This window comes from Pseudofrankia sp. EUN1h, from assembly GCF_001854645.1.
Lineage (GTDB): Bacteria > Actinomycetota > Actinomycetes > Frankiales > Frankiaceae > Pseudofrankia > Pseudofrankia saprophytica.
The window spans coordinates 36768-62506 of the sequence record NZ_MBLN01000100.1 but is presented as its reverse complement, the minus strand read 5'-3'; the positions used below and the strand labels follow the sequence as shown (position 1 = coordinate 62506).

At 71.6% G+C, this 25739-nt stretch carries 18 protein-coding genes and 1 pseudogene; 8 read left to right on the top strand and 11 right to left on the bottom strand.

Annotation, left to right across the window (positions count from 1 at the left end; all coding sequences use genetic code 11):
* Positions 1-300, top strand: a pseudogene (locus BCD49_RS37335) (IS630 family transposase); the annotation flags it as partial.
* A 352-nt stretch (positions 301-652) separates the two neighbouring features.
* Positions 653-1576, top strand: a complete 924-nt coding sequence (locus BCD49_RS37330; protein ID WP_007514890.1) for a carbohydrate kinase family protein — start codon at positions 653-655, stop codon at positions 1574-1576.
* A gap of 215 nt (positions 1577-1791) precedes the next feature.
* Here BCD49_RS37330 and BCD49_RS37325 read toward each other — a convergent pair whose 3' ends face one another.
* Positions 1792-2877 carry a sigma-70 family RNA polymerase sigma factor gene (locus BCD49_RS37325; protein WP_007514888.1) on the bottom strand — a complete coding sequence of 362 codons (1086 nt, stop codon included), beginning with the start codon at positions 2875-2877 and terminating at the stop codon, positions 1792-1794.
* 127 nt (positions 2878-3004) lie between these two features.
* Here BCD49_RS37325 and BCD49_RS37320 point away from each other — a divergent pair, with 127 nt between their 5' ends.
* Positions 3005-3589 (top strand): dihydrofolate reductase family protein, encoded by a 585-nt coding sequence (locus tag BCD49_RS37320; RefSeq protein ID WP_007514886.1) that lies wholly within the window; start codon positions 3005-3007, stop codon positions 3587-3589.
* A gap of 11 nt (positions 3590-3600) precedes the next feature.
* On the opposite strand, the gene BCD49_RS37315 is transcribed toward BCD49_RS37320, so the two are convergent.
* The 5 genes from BCD49_RS37315 to BCD49_RS37295 all read right to left on the bottom strand — a co-directional run bounded on the left by BCD49_RS37315 (position 3601) and on the right by BCD49_RS37295 (position 10417).
* A complete protein-coding gene (locus BCD49_RS37315) occupies positions 3601-4422 on the bottom strand; it encodes a polysaccharide deacetylase family protein (RefSeq protein ID WP_007514884.1) in 822 nt (273 codons plus the stop codon).
* A 486-nt stretch (positions 4423-4908) separates the two neighbouring features.
* The gene (locus BCD49_RS37310; RefSeq protein ID WP_007514883.1) at positions 4909-7149 is read right to left on the bottom strand and encodes an MFS transporter; all 2241 of its coding nucleotides are present in this window, start codon (positions 7147-7149) and stop codon (positions 4909-4911) included.
* Between the two features lie 265 nt (positions 7150-7414).
* Positions 7415-8389, bottom strand: coding sequence for a hypothetical protein (locus BCD49_RS37305; RefSeq protein WP_241832474.1), 975 nt, complete (start codon positions 8387-8389; stop codon positions 7415-7417).
* 142 nt (positions 8390-8531) lie between these two features.
* Complete coding sequence (locus BCD49_RS37300; protein WP_007514881.1) at positions 8532-9230, bottom strand: TetR/AcrR family transcriptional regulator; 699 nt, start codon at positions 9228-9230, stop codon at positions 8532-8534.
* Positions 9227-10417, bottom strand: a complete 1191-nt coding sequence (locus BCD49_RS37295) for an alkane 1-monooxygenase (protein WP_007514880.1) — start codon at positions 10415-10417, stop codon at positions 9227-9229. The genes BCD49_RS37300 and BCD49_RS37295 overlap by 4 nt, the downstream gene beginning before the upstream one ends.
* A gap of 240 nt (positions 10418-10657) precedes the next feature.
* Between BCD49_RS37295 and BCD49_RS37290 the strand changes: the two genes are divergently transcribed.
* The gene (locus tag BCD49_RS37290; RefSeq protein WP_007514879.1) at positions 10658-10978 is read left to right on the top strand and encodes a hypothetical protein; all 321 of its coding nucleotides are present in this window, start codon (positions 10658-10660) and stop codon (positions 10976-10978) included.
* 211 nt (positions 10979-11189) lie between these two features.
* Here BCD49_RS37290 and add read toward each other — a convergent pair whose 3' ends face one another.
* Both add and BCD49_RS37280 read right to left on the bottom strand, forming a co-directional pair.
* Positions 11190-12335, bottom strand: coding sequence for an adenosine deaminase (gene add / locus BCD49_RS37285; RefSeq protein ID WP_007514878.1), 1146 nt, complete (start codon positions 12333-12335; stop codon positions 11190-11192).
* Between the two features lie 197 nt (positions 12336-12532).
* On the bottom strand, positions 12533-13450 hold the full coding sequence (locus BCD49_RS37280) for a 1-acyl-sn-glycerol-3-phosphate acyltransferase (protein WP_007514877.1): 918 nt from the start codon (positions 13448-13450) through the stop codon (positions 12533-12535).
* 377 nt (positions 13451-13827) lie between these two features.
* Here BCD49_RS37280 and BCD49_RS37275 point away from each other — a divergent pair, with 377 nt between their 5' ends.
* Together BCD49_RS37275 and BCD49_RS37270 are read left to right on the top strand one after the other, a co-directional pair.
* A complete protein-coding gene (locus BCD49_RS37275) occupies positions 13828-14475 on the top strand; it encodes a M50 family metallopeptidase (RefSeq protein WP_007514876.1) in 648 nt (215 codons plus the stop codon).
* 44 nt (positions 14476-14519) lie between these two features.
* The gene (locus BCD49_RS37270) at positions 14520-15425 is read left to right on the top strand and encodes an SOS response-associated peptidase (RefSeq protein ID WP_007514874.1); all 906 of its coding nucleotides are present in this window, start codon (positions 14520-14522) and stop codon (positions 15423-15425) included.
* 68 nt (positions 15426-15493) lie between these two features.
* On the opposite strand, the gene BCD49_RS37265 is transcribed toward BCD49_RS37270, so the two are convergent.
* Complete coding sequence (locus BCD49_RS37265; RefSeq protein ID WP_071042455.1) at positions 15494-17437, bottom strand: effector-associated domain EAD1-containing protein; 1944 nt, start codon at positions 17435-17437, stop codon at positions 15494-15496.
* A gap of 175 nt (positions 17438-17612) precedes the next feature.
* Between BCD49_RS37265 and BCD49_RS37260 the strand changes: the two genes are divergently transcribed.
* Complete coding sequence (locus BCD49_RS37260; RefSeq protein ID WP_071042454.1) at positions 17613-18281, top strand: effector-associated domain EAD1-containing protein; 669 nt, start codon at positions 17613-17615, stop codon at positions 18279-18281.
* 62 nt (positions 18282-18343) lie between these two features.
* Here BCD49_RS37260 and BCD49_RS37255 read toward each other — a convergent pair whose 3' ends face one another.
* Positions 18344-23362: a diguanylate cyclase gene (locus BCD49_RS37255; protein WP_007514871.1), complete on the bottom strand. Its 5019-nt coding sequence runs from the start codon at positions 23360-23362 to the stop codon at positions 18344-18346.
* 726 nt (positions 23363-24088) lie between these two features.
* Between BCD49_RS37255 and BCD49_RS37250 the strand changes: the two genes are divergently transcribed.
* Positions 24089-24685, top strand: a complete 597-nt coding sequence (locus tag BCD49_RS37250; RefSeq protein WP_007514869.1) for a hypothetical protein — start codon at positions 24089-24091, stop codon at positions 24683-24685.
* A 300-nt stretch (positions 24686-24985) separates the two neighbouring features.
* Here the strand turns inward: BCD49_RS37250 and BCD49_RS37245 are convergent, their stop codons facing one another.
* On the bottom strand, positions 24986-25552 hold the full coding sequence (locus BCD49_RS37245) for a YceI family protein (protein ID WP_007514868.1): 567 nt from the start codon (positions 25550-25552) through the stop codon (positions 24986-24988).
* Positions 25553-25739: the final 187 nt, after the last annotated feature.

The following is a 25739-nucleotide window of genomic DNA, read 5'->3' as shown; positions in this document are numbered from 1 at the left end:
CCCCGCTTCCACGTCCACTTCACCCCGACCGGTTCCTCCTGGATCAACCAGGTCGAACGCTGGTTCGGCCTGCTCACCGACAAGCTCATCCGCCGAGGCGTCCACACCTCCGTCCAGGCCCTCGAGACCGACATCCRCACCTGGATCGACACCTGGAACCGCGACCCCCGGCCCTTCACCTGGACCAAGACCGCCGACGAGATCCTCGCCTCCCTCGCCGACTACCTCACCAAGATCAACCCATCGGCAGCCAACAACAAGGCAAACCTGGCCAGCGAGATTTCTGACGGGGAACACTAGCCCCACCGGGCGCACGTGTGCGTGATGGGCCGGCTCCGTCAGGCCGGTGTCGTAGGGGCGGAGGAGTCACCCGGCTTCGCCCGGTGGGCAGAAACTGGCGGCGGCCAGTTCCGGGTCCATTGAGTACAGGTCACGGCCTTGACCCACGGACAGCGGCCGTAGCCGTAGCCGTAGCCGTAGCCATGGCCAGTTGCCGGTCTGACGCTCTGAGCAGGGCTTGCCCGAAGGTCGCTGCCTCGGCGTAAGCCGGTTCTCCTCGCTTCGACCGTTTTGCCGGGGCCGTAGGTCAGAAGCTGGCGCCACGCGGACGACGCCCGCAACGCGTCACGGGCCGTCAACCGGGATCGTACCGATGCCGCGGGCATACTTGGTGCCCATGGCGGGGTCGGTGCTCGTCGCGGGCGTCGTGAACGTGCAGCAGACCGTTCCGGTCGACGATTTCCCGATCCCGTACTCGCCAGTGCGCTACCTGCCGCACCAGCTGCGGGTCGAGGCGTCGGGGGTCGGTCTCAATGTGGCCCGGACGCTGCAGGCGCTTGGGTCCCCGGTCGTGCTGGCCACGATGACGGGTGCCGACCCCGCAGGCGCCCTGGTCCGGGCGGAGTTGGAAAGCCTCCGGCTTCTGGGCGACGGAATAGTCGGCACAGCCCACACCCCTACCTCGGCTGTTCTCGTCGACAAGGCCGGTGCCCGGCAGATCCACACCGATCTCAAGGACGTCCCGGACGCTGTCTATCCGCCGGAGCTGTTCGCCCGACTCCTCCGCGGTGCTCGCCTCGCCGTGCTTTCCACCATCGAGTTCAACCGACCACTGCTCGCGATCGCGAAGAGCGCCAGGGTTCCCATAGCCGTCGACGTCCAGACCATCACCGGCGTCGAGGACGACTACAGCCAGCCCTGGCTGCGGGCAGCGGACATCCTGTTCTGCTCCGCCGAACGCCTCGAAACCGAACCCAACTCCTTTGCGGCGACAGCCCTTGCGCGATTCCCCGCACAGATCGTCGTCATCGGGCTTGGGCCCGCCGGGGCTTTGCTGGCCGTCCGCGACCGTCCCGTTCGGCGGGTGCCCGCTGTCGCTCCGTTCGGCGTCGTAGACACGACCGGCGCGGGCGACGCACTGTTCGCGGGTTTCCTGCACTCGTTGCTGGCGGGACGGGACCCGAACGCTGCGGCTGAACGTGCCGTCGTCGTCGCTGGTTGCGCGGTCGGAACCCCCGGCGCCGCAACCCGGATCACCGATGCACGCGTCACCGATCTCCTCGCGCGCAGCCAATGAGTCACCAACCGCACGGCAACCTCTGGGTGACCGGCATCTGCAGGATCACCGTCGAGATCGTCCGGAAGGAACCCGGCCAGATGAGCTTCGACCACCAGAGCCCTTCATGGATCGCCTCGGGAGTCGCCCAGTTGCCCGTCACCCCGGGTTATCTGCAGGTACTGCCGGGACTTCTACGGCCCGCTGTTCGGCGACGTGGACCCGGCATTGCCGTACTACTGGCCGGTCTGACCTCCAACGGCACTCTGGGTGAAGGGAGAATCCTGCGGGAGCTCCGCGGCTGGCGGGACGCCGGGGAGTCCGAGCAGGTCGAAGACCGTCGGGTCGGCGAACGTCACGCAGTGCTGGATCAGGCCGCCCGTCACCGTGAACACCTGGAGCGAGTGCGCCCGGACCCCGCCCGTGACGGGGTCCGGAGCGTATGCCGCGAGGGCCGCGCTTCCGTTGGCCTGGACGGGCAGCAGGCGCCAACCGGGCCCGCGCATGGCGAAGACCCGTTCCATGAACTCGCGGTAGTGAGCCCGGCCGGAGAGCCAGAGCGGTACCGGCGGCATTTCCAGCACCACGTCGTCGGCGAGCAACCGGGTCAGGCCGGGAACGTCCGCGGCCTCGAACGCCGCCAGATAACGCTCGACCACGGCACGCTCGGCGGGGTCGGCCGGCTCCCGCAGCCCCTCCATCGACAGCCCGGCATCCCGCAGCGTGGCCCGGGCCCGCTGCAGGCCGCTGTTCACCGAGGCCACGCTGCTGCCCAGCGCCTGTGCCACCTCGGCGGCCGGCAGCTGGAGCACCTCGCGCAGCACGAGCGCCGCGCGCTGCCGCGCGGGCAGCAGTTGCAGGGCCGCGACGAAGGCCAGCCGCAGGCCTACGCGCTGCTGCGCGGCGTCCGAGGGATCGCCGAGGCGGGCGTCGGCGAACGGCTGCAACCACGGAATGTCGAGGCTGGGCACCAGCGGAACCTGCGGGTCGTCGCCGGCCGGCCCCAACCCGGTCGGCAGCGGGCGGCGGGCCCTTCCCTCCAACGCGGTGAGGCAGGCGTTGGTGGCGATCCGGTGCAGCCAGGTGCGCAACGACGCCCGCCGCGGGTCGTACCGGTCAGCCGCCCGCCAGGCTCGAAGAAGCGTCTCCTGGACCACGTCCTCGGCTTCCTCGAGAGAGCCGAGCATCCGGTAGCAGTGTGCGAGAAGGTCGCCGCGGTAGGCCTCGTGCCTTTCGTCGCGGCTCGGCGCCTCGTGGCGRCTCGGCGCCTCATCGGGGCTCGGCGCCTCGTCGCGGCTCCGCGTCGTCGTCGGCTCGGCCACGCGGCGAGCCTACGCCCGCCACGATCGGAATCCTCCGCGCCGAGGGGCGATGAGTTCGCCGCCCGGGCCCGGTATGTGTCGGGTGAGGGCGGCCGGACGAGAGCCGCCACGGCAGGAGGGATCCGCGATGAGCGACGTCATCGTCGTCCAGTTCACCACCCTGGACGGCGTGGTCTCCGACCCCGACGGGCGCTGGGGGACGGGCCACGGTGGCTGGGCCTTCCGGCACGGCCTGGGGCCGGTCGACGGCGACAAGTTCCGCCTCGGGGCGCGGATGGAGCAGGGTGTGCAGCTCTACGGCCGGCGCACCTGGGAGCACTTCGCCCGGCTCTGGCCGGGCCGGGCCGGGGACTTCGCCGGCCTGATGAACGCCGTGCCCAAGCGCGTCGCCACCCGGGCCGGCATCGACGCGACCGCCTGGTCGAACTCGGCGGCCATCGACGGCGACCCGGTGGCGTGGGTCGCCGCCGAGCGTGCGCGGCGCGACGTCGTCGTGATCGGCAGCCTGAGCCTGGTGCACGCGCTGGCCGCGGCCGACCTGGTCGACGAGTACCGGCTGATCACCTTCCCGACGGTCGTCGGAGAGGGCGACCGGCTGTTCGCCACGGGCACCTCCGCCGACTACAGCTTCACCGCGGCCGAACCCGCCGACGCGGGCGCGCTGACCGCGCTCACGGTCCTGCGCCGCGACCGCGGAGAGAAGGTGAGTTGAGCGGCCGTCTGTTACAGCGTGACGAACGTGTAGCCCTTGCTCTTCAGCTGGGGTAGCGCCACTTCCAGGGCCTGCACCGTCTCCGAGCGGTCCGTGCCGGTATCGCTCGACCGGTCCCCGTCGCCATCATGGCAGAGCATGATGTCTCCGGGCTTCGCCGCCAGCAGGTTGTCGACGATCTTCTGCGTGCCGGGGCGAGACCAGTCTCTGGGGTCAACGTCCCAGCCGATCGGGGTCAGGCCGCGCTTGGCCGCCGCTTCGAGCACGGCCGGCGACCAGTCGCCGCCTGGCGAGCGGAACAGGCGCGGCGCGGTGCCCGCGGCGGCCGTGATCGCGGACTGGGCCTGGTCGATCTCCTGCTCGATCGCGGCGGCGGACCGGTGAGCGAACGGCTGGGGATGCGTCATGGTGTGGTTACAGATCGCATGACCGTCGGCGACGATCTGCCGGACGAGGTCCGGATGGGCCCGCGCCTGCCTCCCGACGAGGCAGAAGGTCGCCCGCACGTCGTACTTCCGGAGCAGCGCTAGCACCCGCGGCGTCCAGGAGGGGTCTGGCCCGTCGTCCAGGGTCAGCGCGACCGCGTTCGCCGGGGCCTGCGGAAGGATCTGGTGCACGGTGTAGACCGGCCGTTTCCGCACGGCCGCCGACGTCGCCGCTGCCGTGGGCGTTGCCGCCGTTGCCGTTGCCGTTGCCGTTGCCGCCTCGGCCGCCAGGGCCGGCCGGGCGGACTCGACCATGCCCGCCGACGTCAGCCCGATGGCCCCCGCCACGGTCCAGGCCAGGAGCCGGGATCGGACGTCGCGCTGGGTGCTCTTGGCCCGGATCGACAAGATAGATTCTTTCCCACGACACCTGCGGAAGCCCGGAAACGGGCATGAGAAACCGTGGCTGGTTGGCCACGTCCACGAGAACAATGTTTCTTCGTACCCGCCCGGCGACCGCCTGCGGGTTCTCCGTTTCTGCCCCGCGAACAGATGCGATGACGGGCGCCGGAACCGTGGGCAGAACTCGGCGTCGGTCCGGCGTGCGCGCCGGTGGGTTCGTGCTCCCGGCCGGAACGAATACAACGTTAGACAGGATCCTGGGCCGAGGGCAAACATCGGGGGCACCGGATGYGGGCTCGATCGGTGACCCGGCGCATTTCCTGCTTGCACACAAGGCGACCGGGGTTCGACTTGTGGCCATCGTCACGCGTCATCTGCCGACTGAATTATCCAAGGCGTGACCGGTCGGCGTCATGAGGTGTCGAGCGTGCCGCGACGCCGGAGGGCGGGTGCGGGGAGGACCAGAGCTTGCCTGGCCGGCCACGTCGTGGGTCACGGTTCGACGGGCGTCTCCACGGTGGCGGGCGTGTCCGGGCTGGTGGCGGCGTCCGAACCAGCGACGGCATCCGGGCTGGTGGCGGTGTCCGCGCTGGCGGTGGTGGGAGTGCTGAGGCGGGCCAGCTCGGCGTCGACCATCGCCTGGTGCTCCCGCTCCTGGCGTCGGGCGGTGCTGGGACGCCACGGCCCGGCCATCAGGAAGATGAGCGGGATGAACACCAGCTCGCCCGCGACGGCGATCCAGAAATAGGTCTGCCACTGGCCGGGGGAGTCCGCCGCGGCCTTCTGTACCTTTGCGCCGTTCTTGTCCAGATACATCAGCACCGCCTGAACCTTCGGGTTCTGCAGCGAGGTGCCGTATTTGTCGAGGTAGTCGAGGTCCGCCCCGGGCACGGCGGCGAGCGCGGTGAGCTGGTCGGCGGCCTGCTGCACCGCGGCGCCGTTGGCATCCATGAAGAGCAGATCAGGCAGCGGTACCGCGCGCAGGTCGGTGAGCCTGGTGTGGGCTACTTCCGGGGTGAGGCCGAGTTTCGCGGCGATCTCGCCTTCGGCCTTGGCCGTCGCCGCTGTGTCCGCCGGGTTCGTCAGGACCGTGACGATCGTCTGGTCGTCGATCGTTTCCGCCGTGGCGAGCTCCGCCCCGTAGCGGCCGCTGAGATCGATGACTCGGGCAACGTCGGCGACCGGCTTACCGGATATCTCGCTGAGCGCCGCGGCCTGCGTCGCGGTGTTCGCCGGGTCCTTGGACAGCGCGCTCTGCGTGGCCGGGGTCAGCTTCGCGGCCGTCGCGAGCTGCTTGTCGTATTTCGCCGCGAGAGCCTGGACCTTGTCGACGATGGCCGGGTCCGCCGCGACGGCCTTGACGACGGCGTTCTGCGTAGCGTCCAGCGTCGGGTCCTGCCCGCTCGCGGCGGCCTGGACCGTGGGGCCGTCCTGCACGAGCGGCGTGACGGTGGTGACGATGTACGGGAGCAGGAAGGTCGAGATGGTGACGACCGCGCGAATCGTCAGCCCCCACAGCGCCAGCCCGGTGGCGGTGAGGGCGGGGTTGCGCCGCTCGACGGTCTCGGTGAAGCTCGCCATCCACGGCGCGAACGCGAGGCCGAGCGAGATCGCGAGCGGGACGAGGATCCCGACGAACGTGTAGTAGCCCGTGTCGGCGTGACTGGTGCGGCCGATCAGCAGCAGCGTGCAGATGACCGCGCCGACCGCGCCAACGACCATGAACGGCTTGCGGACCCGCAGTCGGTCGGACACCCAGCCGATCAGGATCAGCGCCGCCGCCTCGCAGCCCCACATCCAGTTGCCCAGCGCGTTGGCCTGCGAGGTGCTGAACCCGAACAGGGTCTGGAAGAAGATCGGGAAGAAGCCGACGGCCACGAAGTAGATGAACAGGAACAGGCTGATGGCGAGGGCGGAGCCGAGGATGTCCAGATGCAGCATCTGCCGCCATGGCCGGCGCAACGCCGCCTCGAGGTCGGCGGCGTCGAGGCCCCGCGCCCTGGCCTCGACCAGGGCGCGGTCATGTTCACTGACCATGACCTGGTCCCGCAGCCGCGGCGAGAGTTCACGCAGGAACAGCAGGGCGATGATGAACACGCCGAGCCCGGCGAAGCCGGCGATGACGTATTGGTCACGCCAGTCGGTGAGGTGATCGGCGGTGTTGCTCACCACGACGCTGACGACCAGGCTGCCGGCGACGGGGCCTATCGTCCAGAAGCCCATCGCCGACGCTCGGCCCACCTGCGGGCTGAAGTCACGGATCAGGGCCGGCGTCGCGACGAGCACGGTGCCCTCGATCGCGCCGAGCAACGAGTAGAGAATCCCGACGCTCCAGCCCGACTCGACGTTCGGAAAACCGAACAGGCAGATGAGCGCGCAGAGCAGCACGCCGACGGTCACGATGTTTGCTCGGCCGTAGCGGTCGCACACTCCGCCAGCGAGCGACGCCAGAGCACTGGCGAGCGCGGAGACCACGTTGATGTTGACGAAGAACAGGAACGAGATGCCGGTACTGGTCAGCACCTGCTCGCTGACGCCGCTGATCAGGTAGTACTGGTAGTAGAACAAGATCGTCGTCAGGACGACGATCGACAGCGCCGCCAGCCGTGGCCCGAGCGCGGGGTAGTGCGCCAGTTCCCGCCGCCACAGCCGGCTGACCCCGAGTCCGGTTTCGTCAGCGGCCCCGCCAGGCGGGACGTCTTGTGGAGATGTGCTGGCGGCAGTTGTACTCATGGCGGGTCCTGTCGCTGGCATGGCGTCAGATCCGGCGATCGACGGCGTGTGCGCAGGTTAGGGGCAGCACCACGTGTTTTCAACCCATTCGCCCTACCGCAAGGCATCGTTCGGCGCTCGATTAGTGATGATCATCTATCTGGTTCGATGTGCGCGTCACCGGCATGCGCGGCGCCCATGGGCGGAGCCCGGCACCGTAGGTCACCAGGTCGGCCGCTTCGTGTCGCGGAGCACCGGGCCACGGCCCTTGCGCCGCAGTGTCCGATTAGGGCTGGAGGACGTCGTCGATGGTGGCGGCGGCGACGGCGCGGCGTAGCCAGGTGTCGAGCCGGTCGAGGTCGGTGCAGGAGAGGATCTGCTCGCGAGCGGCGTCGGGAACCGCCACGCGGCGCGCCTCCAGCACGGTCAGCACCGAGTGCCCCCGGCCCTCGACCCGGCCCTCGACTCGGCCCTCGGTCTGGCCCTCGGCGCGCGCCCGGGCGTCGAGCTGGCGGTAGAAGTCGCTGTAGTACCTGTGCCTGACGGCGCTGTCCATGTATGCCTCCCACCTGATCCGGACCGCATGGGGTAGTCCGGCCACCAATATGTCATCGTATGACGCGGCCGCTTCGAAGTCGGCCGTTCGCATGACTTCAGCCAACGCCGGGAAGTAGTCGTCGATATCGGCGTCGTTGCCGTGACAGATCGCGGAGAACACCGCGAGCGCGGGGTTTGCGCGTGCACGTTCGACGTCGACAATCCGAGGTACATCCCCCGGCGAGAAGATGAGTGGCTCCTGCGGCGAGTAGCGGTCCCGCGGCTCGTATAGCCGCTCATAACGCCGAGCTACGACGGGGTCAGGGCAGTACACGAGCAGAAGCGTCCTGACTCGCAGCCGCACGGCCATGTGCGCCACATAAAGCATCCACGTCCAGTGTTTTCGCGGATCCCATGCGCGCTGCACCTCCAGCACCACGCCCAGCACCGGCTGGTCTTCGGTGTCCTTGAACAGCAGCGCCCCGTCGGCATGGTAGGTGCGGGGAGCCAGCATCCGCATGTCCGTGCTCGGCTCCGTGACCTCGCGAAAGTCTGGCACCTTGACCAGAAATATATCCGACAGCAGATCGACCACCACGCCCGGGGCAAGCGTGACCAGCTCGATCGGCGCCTCGTGTTTCCCGCTCGGCATGGCGCCCACGATAAACAAACCGGCCCGGATATGGCAAACCGGTACGGAAAGGCGGATTGGAAGGCTCGCCAAAATAAGTCGAGCGCTCGTCGAGCGCTTTTGTTGAGGATTCAGTTCGCCGCTCTCAAATTCAGGCTGTTGCCTGGCTCAATAGTCGAAGGCCGTCCTGTACGCCAAGATGATTCGCCTAGCGAGCCGTCGACCGCGCTGGCCGTCATTCGCCGGGCATTGCGCCTGGTCGGTGGGCGGTGTTGGTGGCGGTGAGGACGAAAGGGCCGAGGATGCGGGCGACGGACTGGCCGGTGAGCTCGGGGGCGCCGCCCGGGAGGGTGAGGTAGCTCATCGCGAGGCGGACCACGCAGTCGGCGACGAGCTGGCCGTCGGCCGGGTCACCGTCCGGCCAGGCCCGGCGAAAGCAGGTCGCCAGCTGCTCGCGGGCCGCGGCGAGCAGGGGCGGGCCGTGCTGGGCCAGCAGACCGGCGAACTCGTCCGAGCCGGTCATCATCGACTTCAGGAGCGTGTCCTCGGCGACGGCGGCGAGGAACACCTCGAAGGCGGCGGCCACGGCGGCCTGCGCGTCGTCGGCGTGGATGACGACGGCCTCGCCGACGGCATCCAGGAAGCGGCCGGTCTCGCGCAGCAGCAGCGCTTGCACCAGCGCGTCGCGTGAACCGTAATGCTGGTAGAGCGTCTGGCGGCTGACGCCGGCGAGGCGCGCGACGTCGGCCATCCGTGCCTGGCGCGCGCCCTGCTCGCGCAGGATCTCGGCAGCCGCGTCGAGTAGGGCCTCACGCAGCCGGTCGCGGGTCGCGTCCGCGAACCGCGCGCGCCCCGGCCGGCCGCGGCCCTCGACCGCGCCGGGCTCCCCTCCTGGGCCGGAGCCGTCGACTGCGCCGCGGCCCTCCGCCGTCACGCGGACGAGACCGACTCGCCGGCGTCGCGCGCGTGGCGGGCGAGCAGGCCGGCGCGGCGGCGTGGGTCGAGGTTGGCCAGGGTGACGTCGCCGTCGTAGTGGGCGAGCACACGGGGGTCCATGACCCGGCGCCACAGCGGTGGCACCAGCGCCAGCAGGATCATCGTCGGGTACCCGGACGGCAGCTGCGGCGATCCGTCGAACGAGCGCAGCGCCTGGTAGCGGCGGGTCGGGTTGGCGTGATGGTCGCTGTGTCGTTGCAGCTGGTAGAGCGCCAGGTTGGACACCACCGCGTCGCTGTTCCAGCTGTGCCGCGGGTCGACCTTCTCGTAACGGCCGGTGGCGGTGCGCTGGCGGGCCAGGCCGTAGTGCTCGATGTAGTTCACGACCTCCAGGAACGAGAGGCCGACGACGGCCTGGAGCGCGAGGAACACCAGCACCTCCGGCCCGAACGCCGCCGCCAGTGCCGCGAACAGTACGGCCGTGAGCGCCCACGAGTGCAGCGCCTCGTTGCGGACYGACCAGACCCGCCGGCCTCGCAGCCGCAACCGGTGTGCCTCCAGCTGCCAGGCCGATCGCGCGCTGCCCGCGACGGTCCGCGGCCAGAACCGCCAGAACCCCTCACCCAGTCGGGAACTGGCCGGGTCCTCGGGCGTCGCCACCCGGACGTGATGGCCGCGGTTGTGCTCGACGTAGAAGTGGCCATAGGCCGTCGGCGCCAGCATCAGCTTCGACAGCCAGCGTTCGACGCGCTCGCGCTTGTGCCCCAGCTCGTGGGCGGCGTTGATCCCGACACCGGTGACCGTGCCGACCGACAGGACCAGCCCGGCCCGGCCGAGCGGCCCGAGCCCGCCGGTCGCCCACGCCTGGCAGCCCAGGGCGAGGCAGATGCCGGTAAGGGGGAGATACAGGAACGTCGCCCAGCGGTAGTAGCGGTCGGCCTGCAGGCGGTCGCCGATCCCTTCGGGCGGGTTGGTCGGATCGACCGGGGTCGTGCCATCGAGCAGGGGGAGCAGGACGAAGACGAAGAGCGGCGTGATCCACCACGGGATGTCGCTGCCGGTCTGGTGCCACAGGCCATAGCCCACGATCGGCAGCACGGGCGGCACCAGGCCGGTCAGCCACAGGTACCGGCGGCTGTCACGCCAGACGACGCCACCGGGCGCGGCCAGGACGGGAGCCGACATCGCGGACCTCCGGAACAGGCGGCGGAAGATCGAGATGCGGCGGGCTCGGACAGCGGCCCGGTCGGACCGCCGCGACACCTACCGCTGGACACAGACTGTCCCACATGTCATAAAGACTGACAAGATTCGCGATCGGTGTAAGGCGCGGGTAGCTCGTTGTCCCTCGTACGGCCCACCCGTACGGGCGGACCGGTCCTACCCGCCGGCAATCCCACGGGCAATCACGGCGAAGGGCCGACCATGGACGACACGACGGCCCTGCCTGTGGGCTCGGGCGACGAGCGCTCAGCCTCGAACCCCGACCGAGCGGACCCGCCGGTCGCGAGCCCGACCACCGCGCCCCCCGCCTCCGCGGGCGCGCCGCCCTGGTACGGGGCGGTCACGATCGGGCTGTTCTACGCCGCCGCCGCCGCGCTGATCACGTACACCCTGGTGCCGCTGCCCGGCCAGCGGGCGTTCGGCGCCGGCAACTACTGGCTCGCCGGGGCGATCTTCGTCACGCATCTTGTCGTCAGCCGGATCTTCCGGCTCCGCATGGTCCGCGCCGCTCGCGGCGGCTGACGAGCGGGCCGCGCCGCCACCGGGCGCCGGCCCCGTAACCGGGCCGTCCGAGGGATGCTCGGGCGGCCCGGCCCCGTCCTTAGAGGCCGCGGCGGGCATGCGGCGGGCATCCGGTGCGATGACCGCGCGCTCGCGCCTGGTCGGCCTGCGCCCGAGAGTAACCCGGCGGCGGCGCTCGGGGATCCGTGCTGTCCCTGAGTTCTGGTGCGCGTCAGCGCGCAGTGATTGCGTCAACGGCGGCGCACTGCTCGGCGAGCAGGGCATCCTTGCGGTCCTGGTCGAGGAACGAGTGGCGGACGGCGGCGGCGGCCAGGCCGGTGACGGTCGCGCGGGGCAGGCCCAGGTCACGCAGGGCGTGCAGGTACTCGTCGCGCAGGGTCGTGCCGAACATCGGCGGGTCGTCGCTGTTCAGCGTGACCGACAGCCCCTCGGCGATCAGCCTGGGCAGCGGGTGGCTCGGATAGTCGGCGACGACGCCGGTGCACAGGTTGGAGGTCGGCGAGACGTCGAGCGGGATGCCGTCGGCGCGCAGCCGCGCGATCAGTGCCGGATCCTCCAGGGACCGGATGCCGTGACCGATCCGGTCGGCACCCAGGTACTCGACGCTGTCCCAGATCGTGCGGGCACCGGTCGTCTCGCCGGCGTGCGGGATGCTGCGCAGGCCGGCTGCCCGGGCCGCCGCGAACGCCTTGGCGAACTGCGGCCGGGGAACGCCCGCCTCGGCGCCGCCGATGCCGAGGCCGACGACGCTGTCACCGCCGTGGGCGATCGCGTACTCGACGGTGAGGTCGGCGACCTCGAGGATGTCGACGTCGGGCAGCCCGCCGGGGATGTCGGCCATCCAGCGGATCTCGATGCCGGTCGCCGCCTGCGCCTCGGCCCGGCCGCGGTTGATGCCGGCGAACACGTCCTCGATCGGGACGCCGCGCATCGCGTGGATGAACGGGGTGAAGTAGATCTCCGCGTAGCGGACGTTCTGCGCGGCGAGGCCGAGCGCGGTCTCGCGGGCGAGCAGCGCGAAGTCGTCCTCGTCGCGCAGCACCCGCACCGCCGTCCGGTAGACGCGCAGGAAGTGGTTGAAGTCCTTGAAGGCGTACCACTCGCGCAGTGCCACCTCGGACGTCGGGATGTCGTCTACCTGGTGACGGCGGGCGAGCGCGAGCACCGTGCCGGGCAGCATCGAGCCCTCGAGGTGGACGTGCAGCTCGACCTTGGGCAGCGCGTCGACGAACTCCTCGTCGCTGACGGCGCCGCTGTCGGGCGTTCTGGCCCTGACCGGGCTGTCCCTGACCGGGCTGTCCCTGACCAAGCTGTCCCTGATCGCGCCGCTGTCGGCGACGTCCGGGTGCGACACCATGGCAACCACTCCGGGGTCCTGGCCGCGCGGCGGCGCGGCATCGCGGGAGGCCAACCTCACCGGCGCCGCCACCCGGAGGCGGCGAGCGGGCTGCGTCCGTCCTGGTGACGGGGCATCGAAGCCGGCGATATCGAAGCTGGCGACTCGGACGATCCGCCGCGCGGCTGGCTCCCGTCAAACAGCCTGACAGAAAGCCGTCAGGCCGCCGGGGGAGCGGTCTGCCCGGTCGGGGTGGCCGCGGTGCTCTCGGTGCCCGCCGGAACCTGCTCAGCTGACACCTGCCGCGCCGGTCCCTGTTCCGCCGGTGCCTGTTGCGTCCGCGTCCGTTCCGGCGACGCCTGGTCGGGCAGCGAGTGAGCCGTGGACACCGCGGGAGCCGGATCATCGGGACGGGTCGGACCGGCGTCCTTCGGGCGCGGCGGCGCCGAGCCGCCCAGGTGGGCCGGCTGCCACCAGTCGGGCTCGCCGGGCGCGGGCGGCGGGTAGCGGCGCTGGTCCTCGTCGAGCAGCCTGCTCATCGCGTCGAACAGCAGGGCGGTGCCGGCGGCGGGGTCCGCCAGGTCGGACGGTGGGATCGGGGCGCCGACCGTGAGCGAGACCGGGGTGTGCCGGGCGGCGCGCAGGTTGCGCGGCTGGCCCTTGGTCAGGACCCGCTGGCTGCCCCAGAGGACCAGCGGGATCACCGGAACGTCGGCCTCCCGCGCCATCCGCGCCGCGCCGGTCTTGAACGGTGCCAGGCAGTAGTGCGGGTGGATCGTCGCCTCGGGGAACACTCCGACGAGCTCGCCAGCCCGCAGCGCCTCGGTCGCCAGCCGCAGCGACCCGGCGCCGGCGGCCCGGTCGACCGGGATGTGGTGCATGCCGCGCATCAGCGGGCCGGTCACCTTGCTCTCGAAGGTCGACTTCTTCGCCATGAACCGGACCATGCGCCCCCGCTCGCGCCAGAACGGCACGCCGGCGAGCGCGAAGTCCAGGTAGGAGATGTGGTTGATGAGCACCACGGCACCGCCGGTCGCCGGGATGTTCTCCTGCCCGCGCACGTCGAGCTTCAGGTCGAGAGCCCGGAACAGCCCAAGCGCGACGCTGATGACCGGCCGGTACACGTACTCCGCCACCTGTGCCCTCCTCCTGTCAGCCGTCCGCCCGGAAGACTCCGCTGCCCGGGCACTCCGACCGGCCGGAACACTCCGGCCCGCCCGACGCCCGACGCCCGTCGGCCGGCCAACATTACCGCCACCGGCGGGCGCTTTCGGCCCGTGCCGGCCGGGCGGTGACGGCCGGGGGTGCACCTTCTGCCCGGAAACCGGTATGAACGGGCCGTAGGGGAATGCGGCCGACGACCGTGTGATCACCGCGATGGCCCGTCATCGGGACGGCTCGCCACGGTGACGCCACCGCGCCGTCGCCGGCCACGAGGCTCCCCACCGAGGAGACGGCCCTGTCCGACCTGCTGCACCGCGCACTCGTCGTCCAGCCGGCGCCGAGCCGCCTGGTGCTCGCCGCCGCCGGCCTGCTCGCGCTGCTGACCGTCGCGGGCGGCCGCACCTGGCCCGTCGCCCGGCACGTCGTCACGATCGTCCATGAGGCGGGGCACGCCCTGGTCGCGCTGTGCGCCGGGCGTCGCCTCGCCGGGATCCGGCTGCACTCGGACACCTCCGGGGTGACGGTCTCGTCGGGCCGGCCGACCGGCCCCGGGGTGGTCTGCACGGTCGCCGCCGGCTACCCGGCGCCGGCGCTGCTCGGCCTCGCCGCGGCGGCGCTGGTGTCGACCGGGCGCACCGCGCTGCTGCTGCAGCTGTTCGTCGTGCTGCTCGTCGGTGTGCTGGTGGTGATCCGCAACGGGTTCGGGCTGCTGTCGGTGGTGGTGAGCATCCTGGTGGTGCTCGCGGTCTCGATTGTCGCCCCAGACGCACTGCGCGGTGGGTTCGCTGCCTATGTCACCTGGTTCCTCCTGATCGGCGGCGTGCGGCCCGTGTACGAGGTGTCGCGGTCCCGTCGCCGGAGGCGAGGCGGCGGCTCCGACCCCGACCAACTCGCTCGCCTCACCAGACTGCCCGCGGGTCTGTGGGTCGCGATCTTCGCCGTGGCCAGCGTCGCCTGCCTGGCGGGCGGCACCGCGTTGCTCGCCGGCGTCTGGTAGCGCACGCGGTCCACATCGTCGTAGGGCGGTTCTACGCTGAGCACATGTGTGGCAGGTACACCCAGACGCTGAGCGCGGACGACCTCGCGGACGCGATGTCGGCCCGTGACGACACCGGCGGCGCGGTGCGCGAGCGCTACAACGTCGCCCCGACCACCACCCAGCCGATCGTGACGGCCGAGCGCCCGCAGGAGGACAGACACCCGAAGGAGGACGCGGCGGGCGCCCCTCCCGCGGCCCCCGCGGCGGTCTCCCGGGTGCTGCGGCTTGCCCGCTGGGGGCTCGTGCCGTCCTGGGCGAAGGACGTCTCCATCGGCTCGCGGATGATCAACGCGCGGTCGGAGACGGTCGCCGAGAAGCCGGTGTTCCGCAAGCCGTTCGCCGCGCGGCGCTGCCTCGTCCCCGTCACCGGCTTCTACGAGTGGCACCGGCCCGAGAAGAAGAAGCGCGGCCAGCCGTACTACATCCACCGCGGCCCGCACCAGGGCATCGGCCCGGCCGGCCCGCTGCTCGCCTTCGCCGGCCTGTACGAGGTGTGGCGCGGCGGCGACGAGCCTCTGACGACCTACACGATCCTTACGACTGGCCCGGGCGTAGGCTTGGAGTTCCTGCACGACCGCTCACCGGTCGTGCTGCCGGCCGCCGCCTGGGACCGGTGGCTCGACCCGGACTACGCCGACACCGACGCCCTGCGCGCGCTGCTCGTGCCGGCGCCCGCGGGCGTGTTCGAGGCCTATCCGGTCGACGCGGCCGTCGGCGACGTCCACAATCAGGGCCCCACGCTGGTCGAGCGCATCGAGCTCCCGCCTGGCGCCCCCGACCCCCAGGCGGCCGCCCCCGCCCCGGTGGCGGGCGAGCCGACCGACCTTTTCGAAGCCCCGGACCCCACGGCCTCGGCATCCGCCGGGGCCCCGCTCGAGCTGTCGCTGTTCACCGACGACCTGCGCTGACCAACCGGATCGCCGGATGCCAGATGGGGCCGGACACCGGATGGTCGGACACCGGCGTGGTCGTCGGCCTACGGCCATTTCCAGGAGCGGCCTGAGCCTGGTTGGTCGTCCTCCGAGCGCTGATCGTCCGCCCGCCGGTTGTCCGCCCAGATGCGCCGCAACGCGCGCAACATCTCCACGTTCTCGGGTGGTATGACCGGCGTGCCGTCCGGGTTCGCCGGCATGYGTCCGGACGTCGGGTCGACGACCGCTACGCCGAGATCGGTCAGCGATTTGGTGATTTTTCCGATCTTGTCCGTCAGGGCCGCGAGGCCGGGGTCCTGTTTGACGTCCACAGGGGGCTCGGGACGCATCCGCTCCGAAAGGCCGACCATGGACCGGAAGAACAGGCCAAGTAGCGGGTCCTGCTCGGCGCCGCCGTGTTGCGCGCGGTCGGACAGCCCGAACACCGCCCCAGGATCGAGCACGGAGTCGTCCACGGCATCGCTGACCGTGCGGGTGAACAGCTCGGGGTCGGGCAGACGCGCGGCGACATCGGCGGCGACGAGGACGAGCCGGTTGGGATCCCTGCGGATCATGCCCGCGATCACCGCGGTGAGGGCTGGATGGCGGGGCAGCGCGCGGCCGAGCACGGTCAGCGCGGTCGTGACCTGATCGATGGTGCCGGTGGCCGCCACCGCGAGTGCGGCCGACGGATCGGCGGCCAGCGCGGCGGCGGCGAGATGCTCGCCGTAGGCGTCGGGTCGGATCGGGTCGCCCGCCCATCGGGCGAGATAGAACCCGCCGAGCGCCCGCTGACAGTCCCGGACGCGCTCCGCGTCGGCGTCGAGGCCGAGCAGACCCGGCAGCGCGGTCGACAGCGCCTCGGCGTCGTCGAGCGAGCCGGGTCGCAGCAGCGTGGTGAGGGTGCGGATCCGGGCGGCGAGACCTGTGTGGAGATCGCCGTCCCCTTCGCGGCCCAGCGACCCCCATCGCCGCCGGTCGTGCCGGCTGAGCGTGACCAACGGGGCCTCGTCGGCGCGGGAGGGCCGGGTCTCGTCGAGCACGACGTTCAGCGCCGCCGCGTGCACGTCCAGCACGGACTGACAGCCGTCGAGAGGGAGGGGAGGCCCCGCGACGGGACCGGTCTGCCGCAGTTCGGCCCGGAACGCCGCGTACGCGGCGTTGAAGTGCATGTGCCGCGCGTCTGCCCCGGCCGCGAGTGGCGTCGTCAGCTGGGCCTCCGCTGACCGGAACAGCTTGGCGACGCGACTGTCAGGGAGGTCGCGCAGCTCCCGCAGCACCCGCTCGGTCGAGCGGGTGAGAAGGAGCAGCCGGCTTGGCGGACCGCCGATGGCGGCACGRTTGGCGAGGGCCGTGGCGATCGCCGTCACCTCGTCGAGGCGCAGCTCGGCGTTGTCGACGGCTACGAGCACCGGAGTCGGCTCCTCGCCGAGGCGGTGCAGCTGGGTCGGGCTCAGCACCGCGTCCACCAGGAGCGTCAGCCAACCTCGATCGGCCAGGTCCTCGCAGATCCCCATGCCCAGCCGGGTCTTGCCCGACCCGGCCTGGCCCGCCAACAGGCGCACCGAGCAGGCTTCCGGCCGGGCCACCCAGGAACGCAGCGCGGCCCGGTCACCAGCGAGCTCGACGAAGGGAACGACCGCGTACTCGGGGCGGAGCAACAGGCTCGGCGGGGTCTCGGCCGTGCGCGGCCTGGGGACGAAACCGAACGGATGGCCGGCCCGGTCGTCGTCCCGGGTGGCGGACTCCCGCGCTACGGCCGAGGCGAAGACCTCGTGGTCGGGAAACCGCGTGGCCGCGGCCACCAGCAGGCTGACCCGGCTCAGGCGTGGCACGCCCCCCTGGAGCAGCCGGGATACCTCATGCCAGAACTGCTCGGCGGAGCGTCCGCCCCATGGATGAAGCGCTCGTGGCAGCCCCGCCCACTCCAGAAGCTGGGTGGCGGAGAGCGGGTCCGAGAACTGCTCGGCGAGCGCCCGCACCTCCGCGGCCGACAGCCCATCCGCCATCCGTCCCTCCAGCCCTGAGTGACTCGAACGACACGACTTGTCACGCTACCGAACAGCATGTCACCCACGCCGGCAGCCCCCGAGCACGGCAGACTCAGGTCGTGGCCCAGTGGCGTTACTCAGTGGCGTGGGCCCGCGGGGGCGGTATGGACGGTGACGGGATGAGGAAGCGGCCGTGACAGGGCTGGACGAGGCACAGGTCGCCGCGATGGGTGGCGGGGAGCGCCAGGCGTTGCGTGCCGCGCTGCTCGCGGCCTTCCCCGCCCGGGCGCGGCTGGAGGAGCTGCTCGACCGCATCGACCGGCAGGTGGAGCTCTACGCGGCCGAGTCCGTTCCACTGCGGGACGTCGTGCTCGCCGTGGTCAAGGTCGCGCTTGCCGAGGGTTGGCTGGCGCGGCTGATGGCCGAGGCCGCCGCGATGAACCCTGGCAATGGCCAGCTGGCTGCCGTGGTCGACCGGTACCGCGGCACCTCTGGCCCGCCACGCGGTTCGGCGGCCACGTCGCAGGTCGAGGCCGCCGCGAACGTCGGAGTCGGAGTTCCCCCGCAAGCGCGGCCTGCTGGGCCGCCTCCGTCGGACCGCGAGCTCATCGGCACGCTGGCCGACGAGTTCCCGGACCCCGCGTCGGCCGGGCCGGTCGTCGAGCGGGCGGGCCTGCGGCGTGGGCTTCAGCCGGGATGGYAGGCGCGCACCGCGGAGGCGTACTGGTGGGAGGTCCACCGCATGATGGTGAACGGCGCCGTCGTCGGCGGATGGCCGAACGTGCTGCGCGAGGCGATGGCCGAACGGCCGGGCAACGCGGTGATCGCCGCGGCGGCGGCGGCCGCCGGCGTGACCGCCTGATCTGTGCGCCGCGGTCCGCGGAGGCTTGCTCGGCCGGGCCCCGCGCCCGGCAGGAGTGCTGGTCAGTGGTGTCGGCCGGCTGTGCCGTGAGGAGGTACGCGCGGTGCCCTGTCGGGGCCGGCCACCTCGACGCGGTCGCGACCGGCACGCTTGGCGCGGTAGAGGGCGGCGTCGGCGCGCTCGACGAGGTCCGCCGGGCTGTTTCCCGTCCCGGGAACGGCCGCCGCGACGCCGATGCTCGCGGTGACGACCTGCTCCCGCGCCGACGGATTGGGCTCGGCGAGGTCCATGATGGCGGCGCGGAGGCGGCAGGCGAGCCTGGCGGCGGCGCCGGTATCGGTGTTCGGCATGACGATGGCGAACTCCTCACCGCCGTAGCGGGCGGCCAGCTGGGTGTCATCGATGGTGTCGGTGAGGCAGGCGGCGACCCGCTGGAGGCACCGGTCACCGGCGGAGTGACCGTAGCGGTCGTTGTAGCGCTTGAAATGGTCAATATCGATCATGGCGACGGCGAGCGGCGCGGACTGGTCGGTGGCGCGTTCCCAGTGGGAGCCGAGGACGTCCTCAAGACGGCGCCGGTTGGCGAGACCCGTCAGCGGGTCGGTGATCGAGAGCTGTTCGAGGCGCTTGTTGGCTTCGGCGAGCTGCTGGGTCCGCTCGGCCACCTTCTGCTCCAGTGACGCGTAGACCAGGGCGTTGTCGAGCGAGACCGTCAGCTGCCCGGCGATAAGCATGATCCCTTCGAGATGCTCGACGGAGAACGCCTCGCGGATCATCCGGTTCTCCAACAGCAGCATCGCCCGCAGCTCGCCGCGGATCAGGATGGGCACGGCGAGCAGCGAGCAGCGGTCCAGGCCGGCGAAATACGGGTCGCGGTGGAACCGGTCGTCCCGGGTGGCGTCGGCGACGACGAGCGGTTCCCGGGTGCGTTCCACGTAGCGGACGACCGAGGAGGGCGTCAGGCGTCGCCGGCCAGCCGCGCGCAGCGAGATCACGGCGCCGGCGCCGACCGGCACCAGCCAGCCGGGCCGCTCCTGGCCGAGCACGAGGACGCGCACGCCGGTCGCGCCGGTCATCTCCAGCAGGATCGCCGTCAGGCGCAGGCGCAGGCCCTCGAAGCTGGTCTCCGAGCTGAGCGCCTGGGAGGCGGCGACGATCCCGAGCAGGTCGATCGCGCCGGCGGTGACCGTGGACCGGCGGTTCGCGGGCTCCCGGGGCGGCCGCGTCGCGGGGGCGGTCCCGACGGGCAGCGACGGATGGGCCCAGTCGAGCTGTCTCAGCTTCGCGGTCGCACCCCAGTCCCGGTACTGGCGGCGGGCGGCGGCGAGCAGCACGGAGCCCGCGATCTCCATGCCATGAGCAAGGTAGAACCGCGCGGTGCGTTCCAGGATCAGCCCGCGGTGCCAGGGCCGCGTCCGCGGCGGGCACTCGCGCAGCGCCAGGTCGAACAGATACGCCGCCTCGCGGAAGTCGTCCACCGCCCAGGCCCGCTCCGCCGCCGCCAGGTGCAGTAGGTGGCGGAAGTTGGTCGGCGCGTCGGCCGAGCGCGCGCACAGCCAGGCGATCAGCTCGTCCAGCTCGGCCAGCGGCCGGGCGCGCTCGTGCTCGGCCGCGGCGCGCGCCTGCCCGGCCAGCACCAGGGCGTGCAGCACCCGGGTGACCGCCATCGTGTAGTTCGCCTCGATGGCCGGCGCGTACGGGAACACCGCCGCCGTGTGCCGGGCGAGGTCCGCCGGGCGACCCAGCAGAGCCGCGGCGAGCGCCCGGGTGATGTGCAGGTGGGCCGCGGCGTGCGGGTTGGCGGCGAGCAGCCGTAACTGGGTGGCCTCGCCGGGTGCCGGCTCGGCCGCCTCGCCGGCGAGGACACGCACGAGCTGCGCGCAGGACCGGAACGTCTCCTCGGCGTGGCGGTTGCCGGTACGGGTGGCGATCGCCATCGCCTCGTCGACCTCGGCGGCGAACTCCGTGAGCGTGGGCGCGCAGTCCAGCAGGTTGAACAGCAGCACGTAGTGGGTCCAGCAGGCGTTCTGCAGGTTGCTGATCTGGGTCAGGCCCTCCAGCACGCGCCGCGCCTCGGCGACGTTCTCCTCCAGGGTGTCGAACCAGTGGCCGGTGCTGACGACGTAGATGAACCGCGCCTCCCAGATCTCGCGCTCGAAGCCGGGCAGGTCACGGCTGCCCGCCTCGGCGGCGGCCAGGAGCCGGCGCATCATGCGGTACGCGGTCGCATAGTCGCGCCGACGGTTGATGATCACATAGGGGATGTGGCTCGCTGGGCCGAGCAGGTCCGGGTCCGGGCCGTCGCGGGCCCACAGCTGCAGCGTCTGGACGGTCAGCCAGGCCATCATCCGCTGGTCGTCGAAGAACGCGGCCGGCATGAGCCGGTTGACGATCCGGGCGGCGCCGAGCCGCGCGCTCCCAGCGGGTCCGAGCGGCCCCAGCGCACCAGGCTCGCCGTCGTTGTCGTCGACGACGGGGTCGTCGGGGGTCTCGTCGGAGGTCCCATCGGCGGTGTCGCGGGAGGACTCGTCGGAGTTCTTGTCCGCGGTTGTGTCGAGCCAGCGGCCGAGCGCGTCCAGGCCGCGGTCGATCTCCTCGTCGAGGCGGTCGCGGTCCGGCACGGCGATGCCGAGTCCGCGCAGCTGGTCGAGGCCGAGCCGCATCGCCTCGGCGCCGCGGCTACGGCTGGTGAGGCTGACGATCTGCGTCACGACGGCGGCCGTGCGCTGCGCCGGGCAGGCGCACAGCCGGCCGATGACCTCGAACTCCTCGTCCGCCTCCTCCAGCCGGCCGAGGCAGTGCAGCGCGGCGTGCCGCTCGGTATGGACCGCGATCACCTCGTCGAGGTCCGCCGGGTCGACGAGGGGTACGGCGGCGGTGAGGAACCGCTCCACCAGCGGGTAGGTACCTAAGAGCCGTGCCTCGTCGGCGGCGCGCCGGAAGAACCGGCCCATCCGCCGCCGTTCGTCGGAGTCGTGCACGTCGTCGGCGACCGGCAGGTATTGCTGGGCCGCCGCGGTGGCGTACTCCGGACGGGTGGCCAGGCACCGCGCCAGCCGTAGCCGGGTGGCCCGTCGATCCGGCTCGGACAGGGCCGTCAGGACCGACTCGCGCACCCGGTCGTGATGGAACGACACGGCGCGCTGGCCGCTCGGCGCGAGGTTGGCCAGGCCGGCGGCGAGCGCGGGGGCGAGCCGCCGCTCGACCTCCGTCGCCGCGAGCCCGGTCGCGGCCGACAGCAGGTCCAGCGCCACCTGGCCGGCGAGGCACGCCATCACGGCCAGCAGCTCCCTGGTCGCAGGCGGCAACGCGGCCACATGGGCGGCGAGCAGCCCGGTGACGTCCACCCGGTCGAGCCGGGCGTGCACCGCGGCCCGGTCCCAGCGCCAGCCGTCGTCGCCGAGGACCAGCAGGCCGTCGTGGCGCAGCGCGGCGAGCAGTTCCAACGTGTCGTAGGGATTGCCCCGGGTGGTGGGCGCGATCAAGCCGGCCAGCTCGGCGGCGGGCGCGGCGTCCAGGCCCAGCAGGTCGGCTACCAGGTCGGCCTGTGCCCGTTCCGGCAGGTCACCCACCCGCAGCTGGCGCGGACCGATGGGCTGGGCGCCCCAGCGGGCGAGCATCGGCGTGAGGGGGTGGGTGGCGTCTACCTCACCGTCCCGGTAGGCGCAGACGAGTAGCAGCCCCTCGATCGTCGCCTCGCAGCTGAAGACCGCGTCGACGATGCTCAACGGGGTCCGCGCGGCCCACTGCAGGTCGTCGACGAAGAACACCATCGGCCGACGCCGGCAGGCGATGGCGCGCAGGACCTCGATCACGGCGTGTTTCGCCCGAGTCGGCGCCGTCAGCGGGTCCCCGGGATCCGGCGGAACGCCCACCAGCGTGCCCACCTCCGGAAGGACCGCGGCCGCCAGGCCCGCGCCGGGGCCCAGCCCGCGTACCAGCCGTTCCCGGACCTCGACCAGGGACTCCTCCGGCTCGGCCAGCAACATCCGCCCGGCCGCCCGCAGCGCCTGCCGGACCCCGTCGTAGTCCTGGTCGCGGCGGTACTCGTCGTACTTGCCGGAGACGAACCAGCCGCCGTGCGCGGCCACGATCGGCCGAAGCTGCGCGACCAGGGACGTCTTGCCCACTCCCGGTGGGCCCGAGATCGCGAGCCCGCTGCAGCGACCGGCCAGCGCATCGTCGAACACGGCGCGCAGGTCGGCGATCTCCTGGTCGCGGCCCGCGAGCCGGGAGGGCACCAGCGGCCGGGCGGCGAGGTCCCGCTCGCCTGGGCGGGTCACGGGGTGGCCGCGCCGCAGGCGATCGAGATCGTGCAGAAGGGCGTCGGCACTCTGGTAGCGGTCGTCGGGATCCTTTTCGAGCAGATGCATGACGATCGTGCAGAACCCGGGCGGCACCGCGGGGTTCACCGTGGTCGGCGGTGGTGGCGCCCGGGTGAGCAGGTCGTGCAGGATCCGGACGGGGTCACCCACGCCGAACGGCGGCCCTCCGGTCGCTAGCTCGTACAGGGTGGCGCCAAGGGCGTAGAGGTCGGTCCGCGCGTCGACCGGCCGGCCGGTCCGGCCGGTCAGCTCCGGAGCCAGGTAGGGCAACGTCCCCACGATGTCGTCGAACCGGGCGAGGGACGGCTTCGTCGCCGCAGCGGTCGTCGCGAGCCCGAAGTCGATCAGATACGGGACGTCGCCGGCGACGATGACGTTCGCCGGGTTGATGTCCCGATGCACCACCCCGCGGCCGTGCATGCCCGCGACCGCGCGGGCGAGCCGCACGGCGAGGGCGATGAGCTCGGCCGGGTCCAGCGGCGTCGGGAGCTCGGACAGCGCGACGCCGCCCACGTCGACCAGCAGGAGCGACCCAGGCGCCGACGGCGCGCCCTCCGCCAGTTGCGCGATCCCCTCGAGCCCGGACAGCGTCGCGAGGGTCGAGCGCTCCCGATGTAGCCGGTGCGATGCTCCGGGCCCCAGCGGCTCCTTGCGGATCACTCCGCCGGATCCGGACACCAGGCGGGTAACCCGGGTGCGTTCCGTCTCGTGGAGCAGCTCCGGCTCCTGGAGTGACCGCGGGTCGTGGAGTGGCACCGTCCCATGAGCCTCATGAGGCAGTTCCGGCGGTGCCGTCCCCGGAAGGTGCGCCGATGCCGCCGCCGCTGGCGACACGCGCTGGCCGGGCCTCATGCCCCTAGATCCGTTCGGTCAGCCGCCGGCTGACGCCGCGTACAGCCCACCACCACAGCGTGCCCCGGCCGGCGGTGTACCGAAACGGTTTGGTCGCAGGTGGTGATGGCAGCGGTGATGTCTGGTGTGGAGACGGCGTGGGCGTCGCGGGGTACCGCGAGGGGTGCTGGACGCGGCGTCGGGTCGCGGCGGGTCGGGCCGCTTGTGGACCGGCGGTGCCATACGGCCCGCACTCAGCGGATCTGGCTCAGTGCTTTGGGCTCAGTCCTCGATCTGTGCCGCCGAACTGCCCTGGACGCCGGCCCGATTCCGATCCGGCGCCCGCCTCCGTACCGGATAAGACATGACGTCCACGGAGGTCTTTCTGATCATCCTGCACCTCGGGGTGCGGCGGGYGACCATGGCGCGGCCCCGGCCCCAGTGCCGCCCCGTAAAGAACGTGATGATTTAATCCAATGATCGGGAAACGGGCTTGCTGCCCGGGACACGTAGAGTCGCCGGAATCGTCCGTCTGCGTCATGTTCGGGTCGGCGGCATGGATGGAATTTCGGGCCAGCATGGTCGGGTAAATGAAGGAATCTGAACGGTAAACGAGGCGCGCGATTACCGCGCGACCGGGCGGGGGATTTGATGGGGGCTGGGAGGCCGAAATTCCGGCTTTTGACCGTGGGTATCGGCTTGGGGCTGGTGTTCCTGGTCGCAGCCTGCGGCGGGACCGGTGACGAGACGTCGGCCGCGTCGGGCGAGGCCACCTCGGTCGCGCCTACCGACCCGCCTAGCGCGGTGCGCACCGAGCCGCTTCCCGACATGTTCAACAATCTGCACACGGATCTTGGCGCAAGCGGCGCGCCGGGGACTGTGGCGGCGTCGGCATCGGCCAGCGCGGAGTCGCTGACTGGAACGATCATTCCTGAGAGCTTCCCGTTCCCCGAGGGAGCGACTTGGGTTCTCTCCGTCAACAAACGTACCGACGCGACAGTCGTCCTCAAGGGTGTTACTCCGGCGGGCGCTGTGGCGTATTACCGGCAGGCACTGCCCACTGCCGGTTATACGTACTTCCAGCAGTCCGTTGAGCCGGGCAGGACGAAGGTCACCTATACCGGACACAATCAGAGCGTCCTGGTTGTCGCGGACACCGGTGTTCTGATCATCTTTACGCAGTGCACCAGCGCGGTGCAGGGAGAGGCCGTGCCAACCCGGCGCAGTGACCGGGTGGCGTGCGTGTAGCGACGGGCTGGTGAGGCCCGCTCGCGGAGCGGCGCAAGGCGCGGGCCTTGGGGCCGATGACGGTCGGAGCCGGTCGCGGCGCCGGCGCCGGAGGTCGCTGACTGTGCGGAGGTCGGCTTCGCGGCCCTAGTGCGCGCGGCCCGGCGCCCGCCTGGCCCGCACCCATGGTCTGGTGGGTTCCTCCACGCCGCGCAGGGCGGAGGAAGCCACCAGACCATGACCCGGCGGTGAGGGTGTGGTCGCCGGTGCCGCGGGCGCGGGCCAGTAGCGGGTGGTGGATCGTGGGCCCGCCGGGTTGGGTCAGGCCTGCTTGATGGCGGAGATGTCGAGCTGGATCTTGACCTTGTCGCTGACGAGGACGCCGCCGGTCTCCAGGACGGCGTTCCAGGTCAGGCCGAAGTCCTTGCGGCTGATGGTGGTGGTGCCCGTGAAGCCGGCGCGCGTGTTGCCGAACGGGTCCTGCGAGCTGCCCTCGAGCTCTATCGCGAGCTCGACCGGCTTGGTGACGCCCTTGATGGTCAGGTCGCCAGCCATCGTGTATTCGTCGCCGTCCTGGCTGACGCCGGTGCTGACGAAGGTGAGCGTTGGGAAGTTCTCGACGTCGAGGAAGTCGGCCGAGCGGACGTGGCCGTCACGGTCCGGGACGCCGGTGTCGAAGCTGGCCGTCTGGATCGTCACGTTGGCGGCCGACTTGACCGGGGCGGAGCCGTCCAGCTCGAGGGTGCCCTCGAACTCGTTGAAGTAGCCACGTACGGTCGTGACCATCGCGTGCTTGGCCGAGAAACCGATGCGCGAGTGCGCGGCGTCGATGGTCCAGGTGCCGGTCAGCGCGGACAGCTCGGTCGTGGTGACAGTGGCTTCGGACATCTGGTCCTCCCAATAGCGCGGATCTCCACCGCCGCCGGTGGCGGTGGAGGCGTCGACCGGCGCTGGCTACCACCGATCGTTGCCTTCGCAACTATAGCGAGTGGCCTGCGTATTCCCGCTCCCGCTCCGCGTTGGACGGTGGATCGCTCGTCCCGTCCACCCTCCCCGCGCCAGCGAGGCTCTGGCC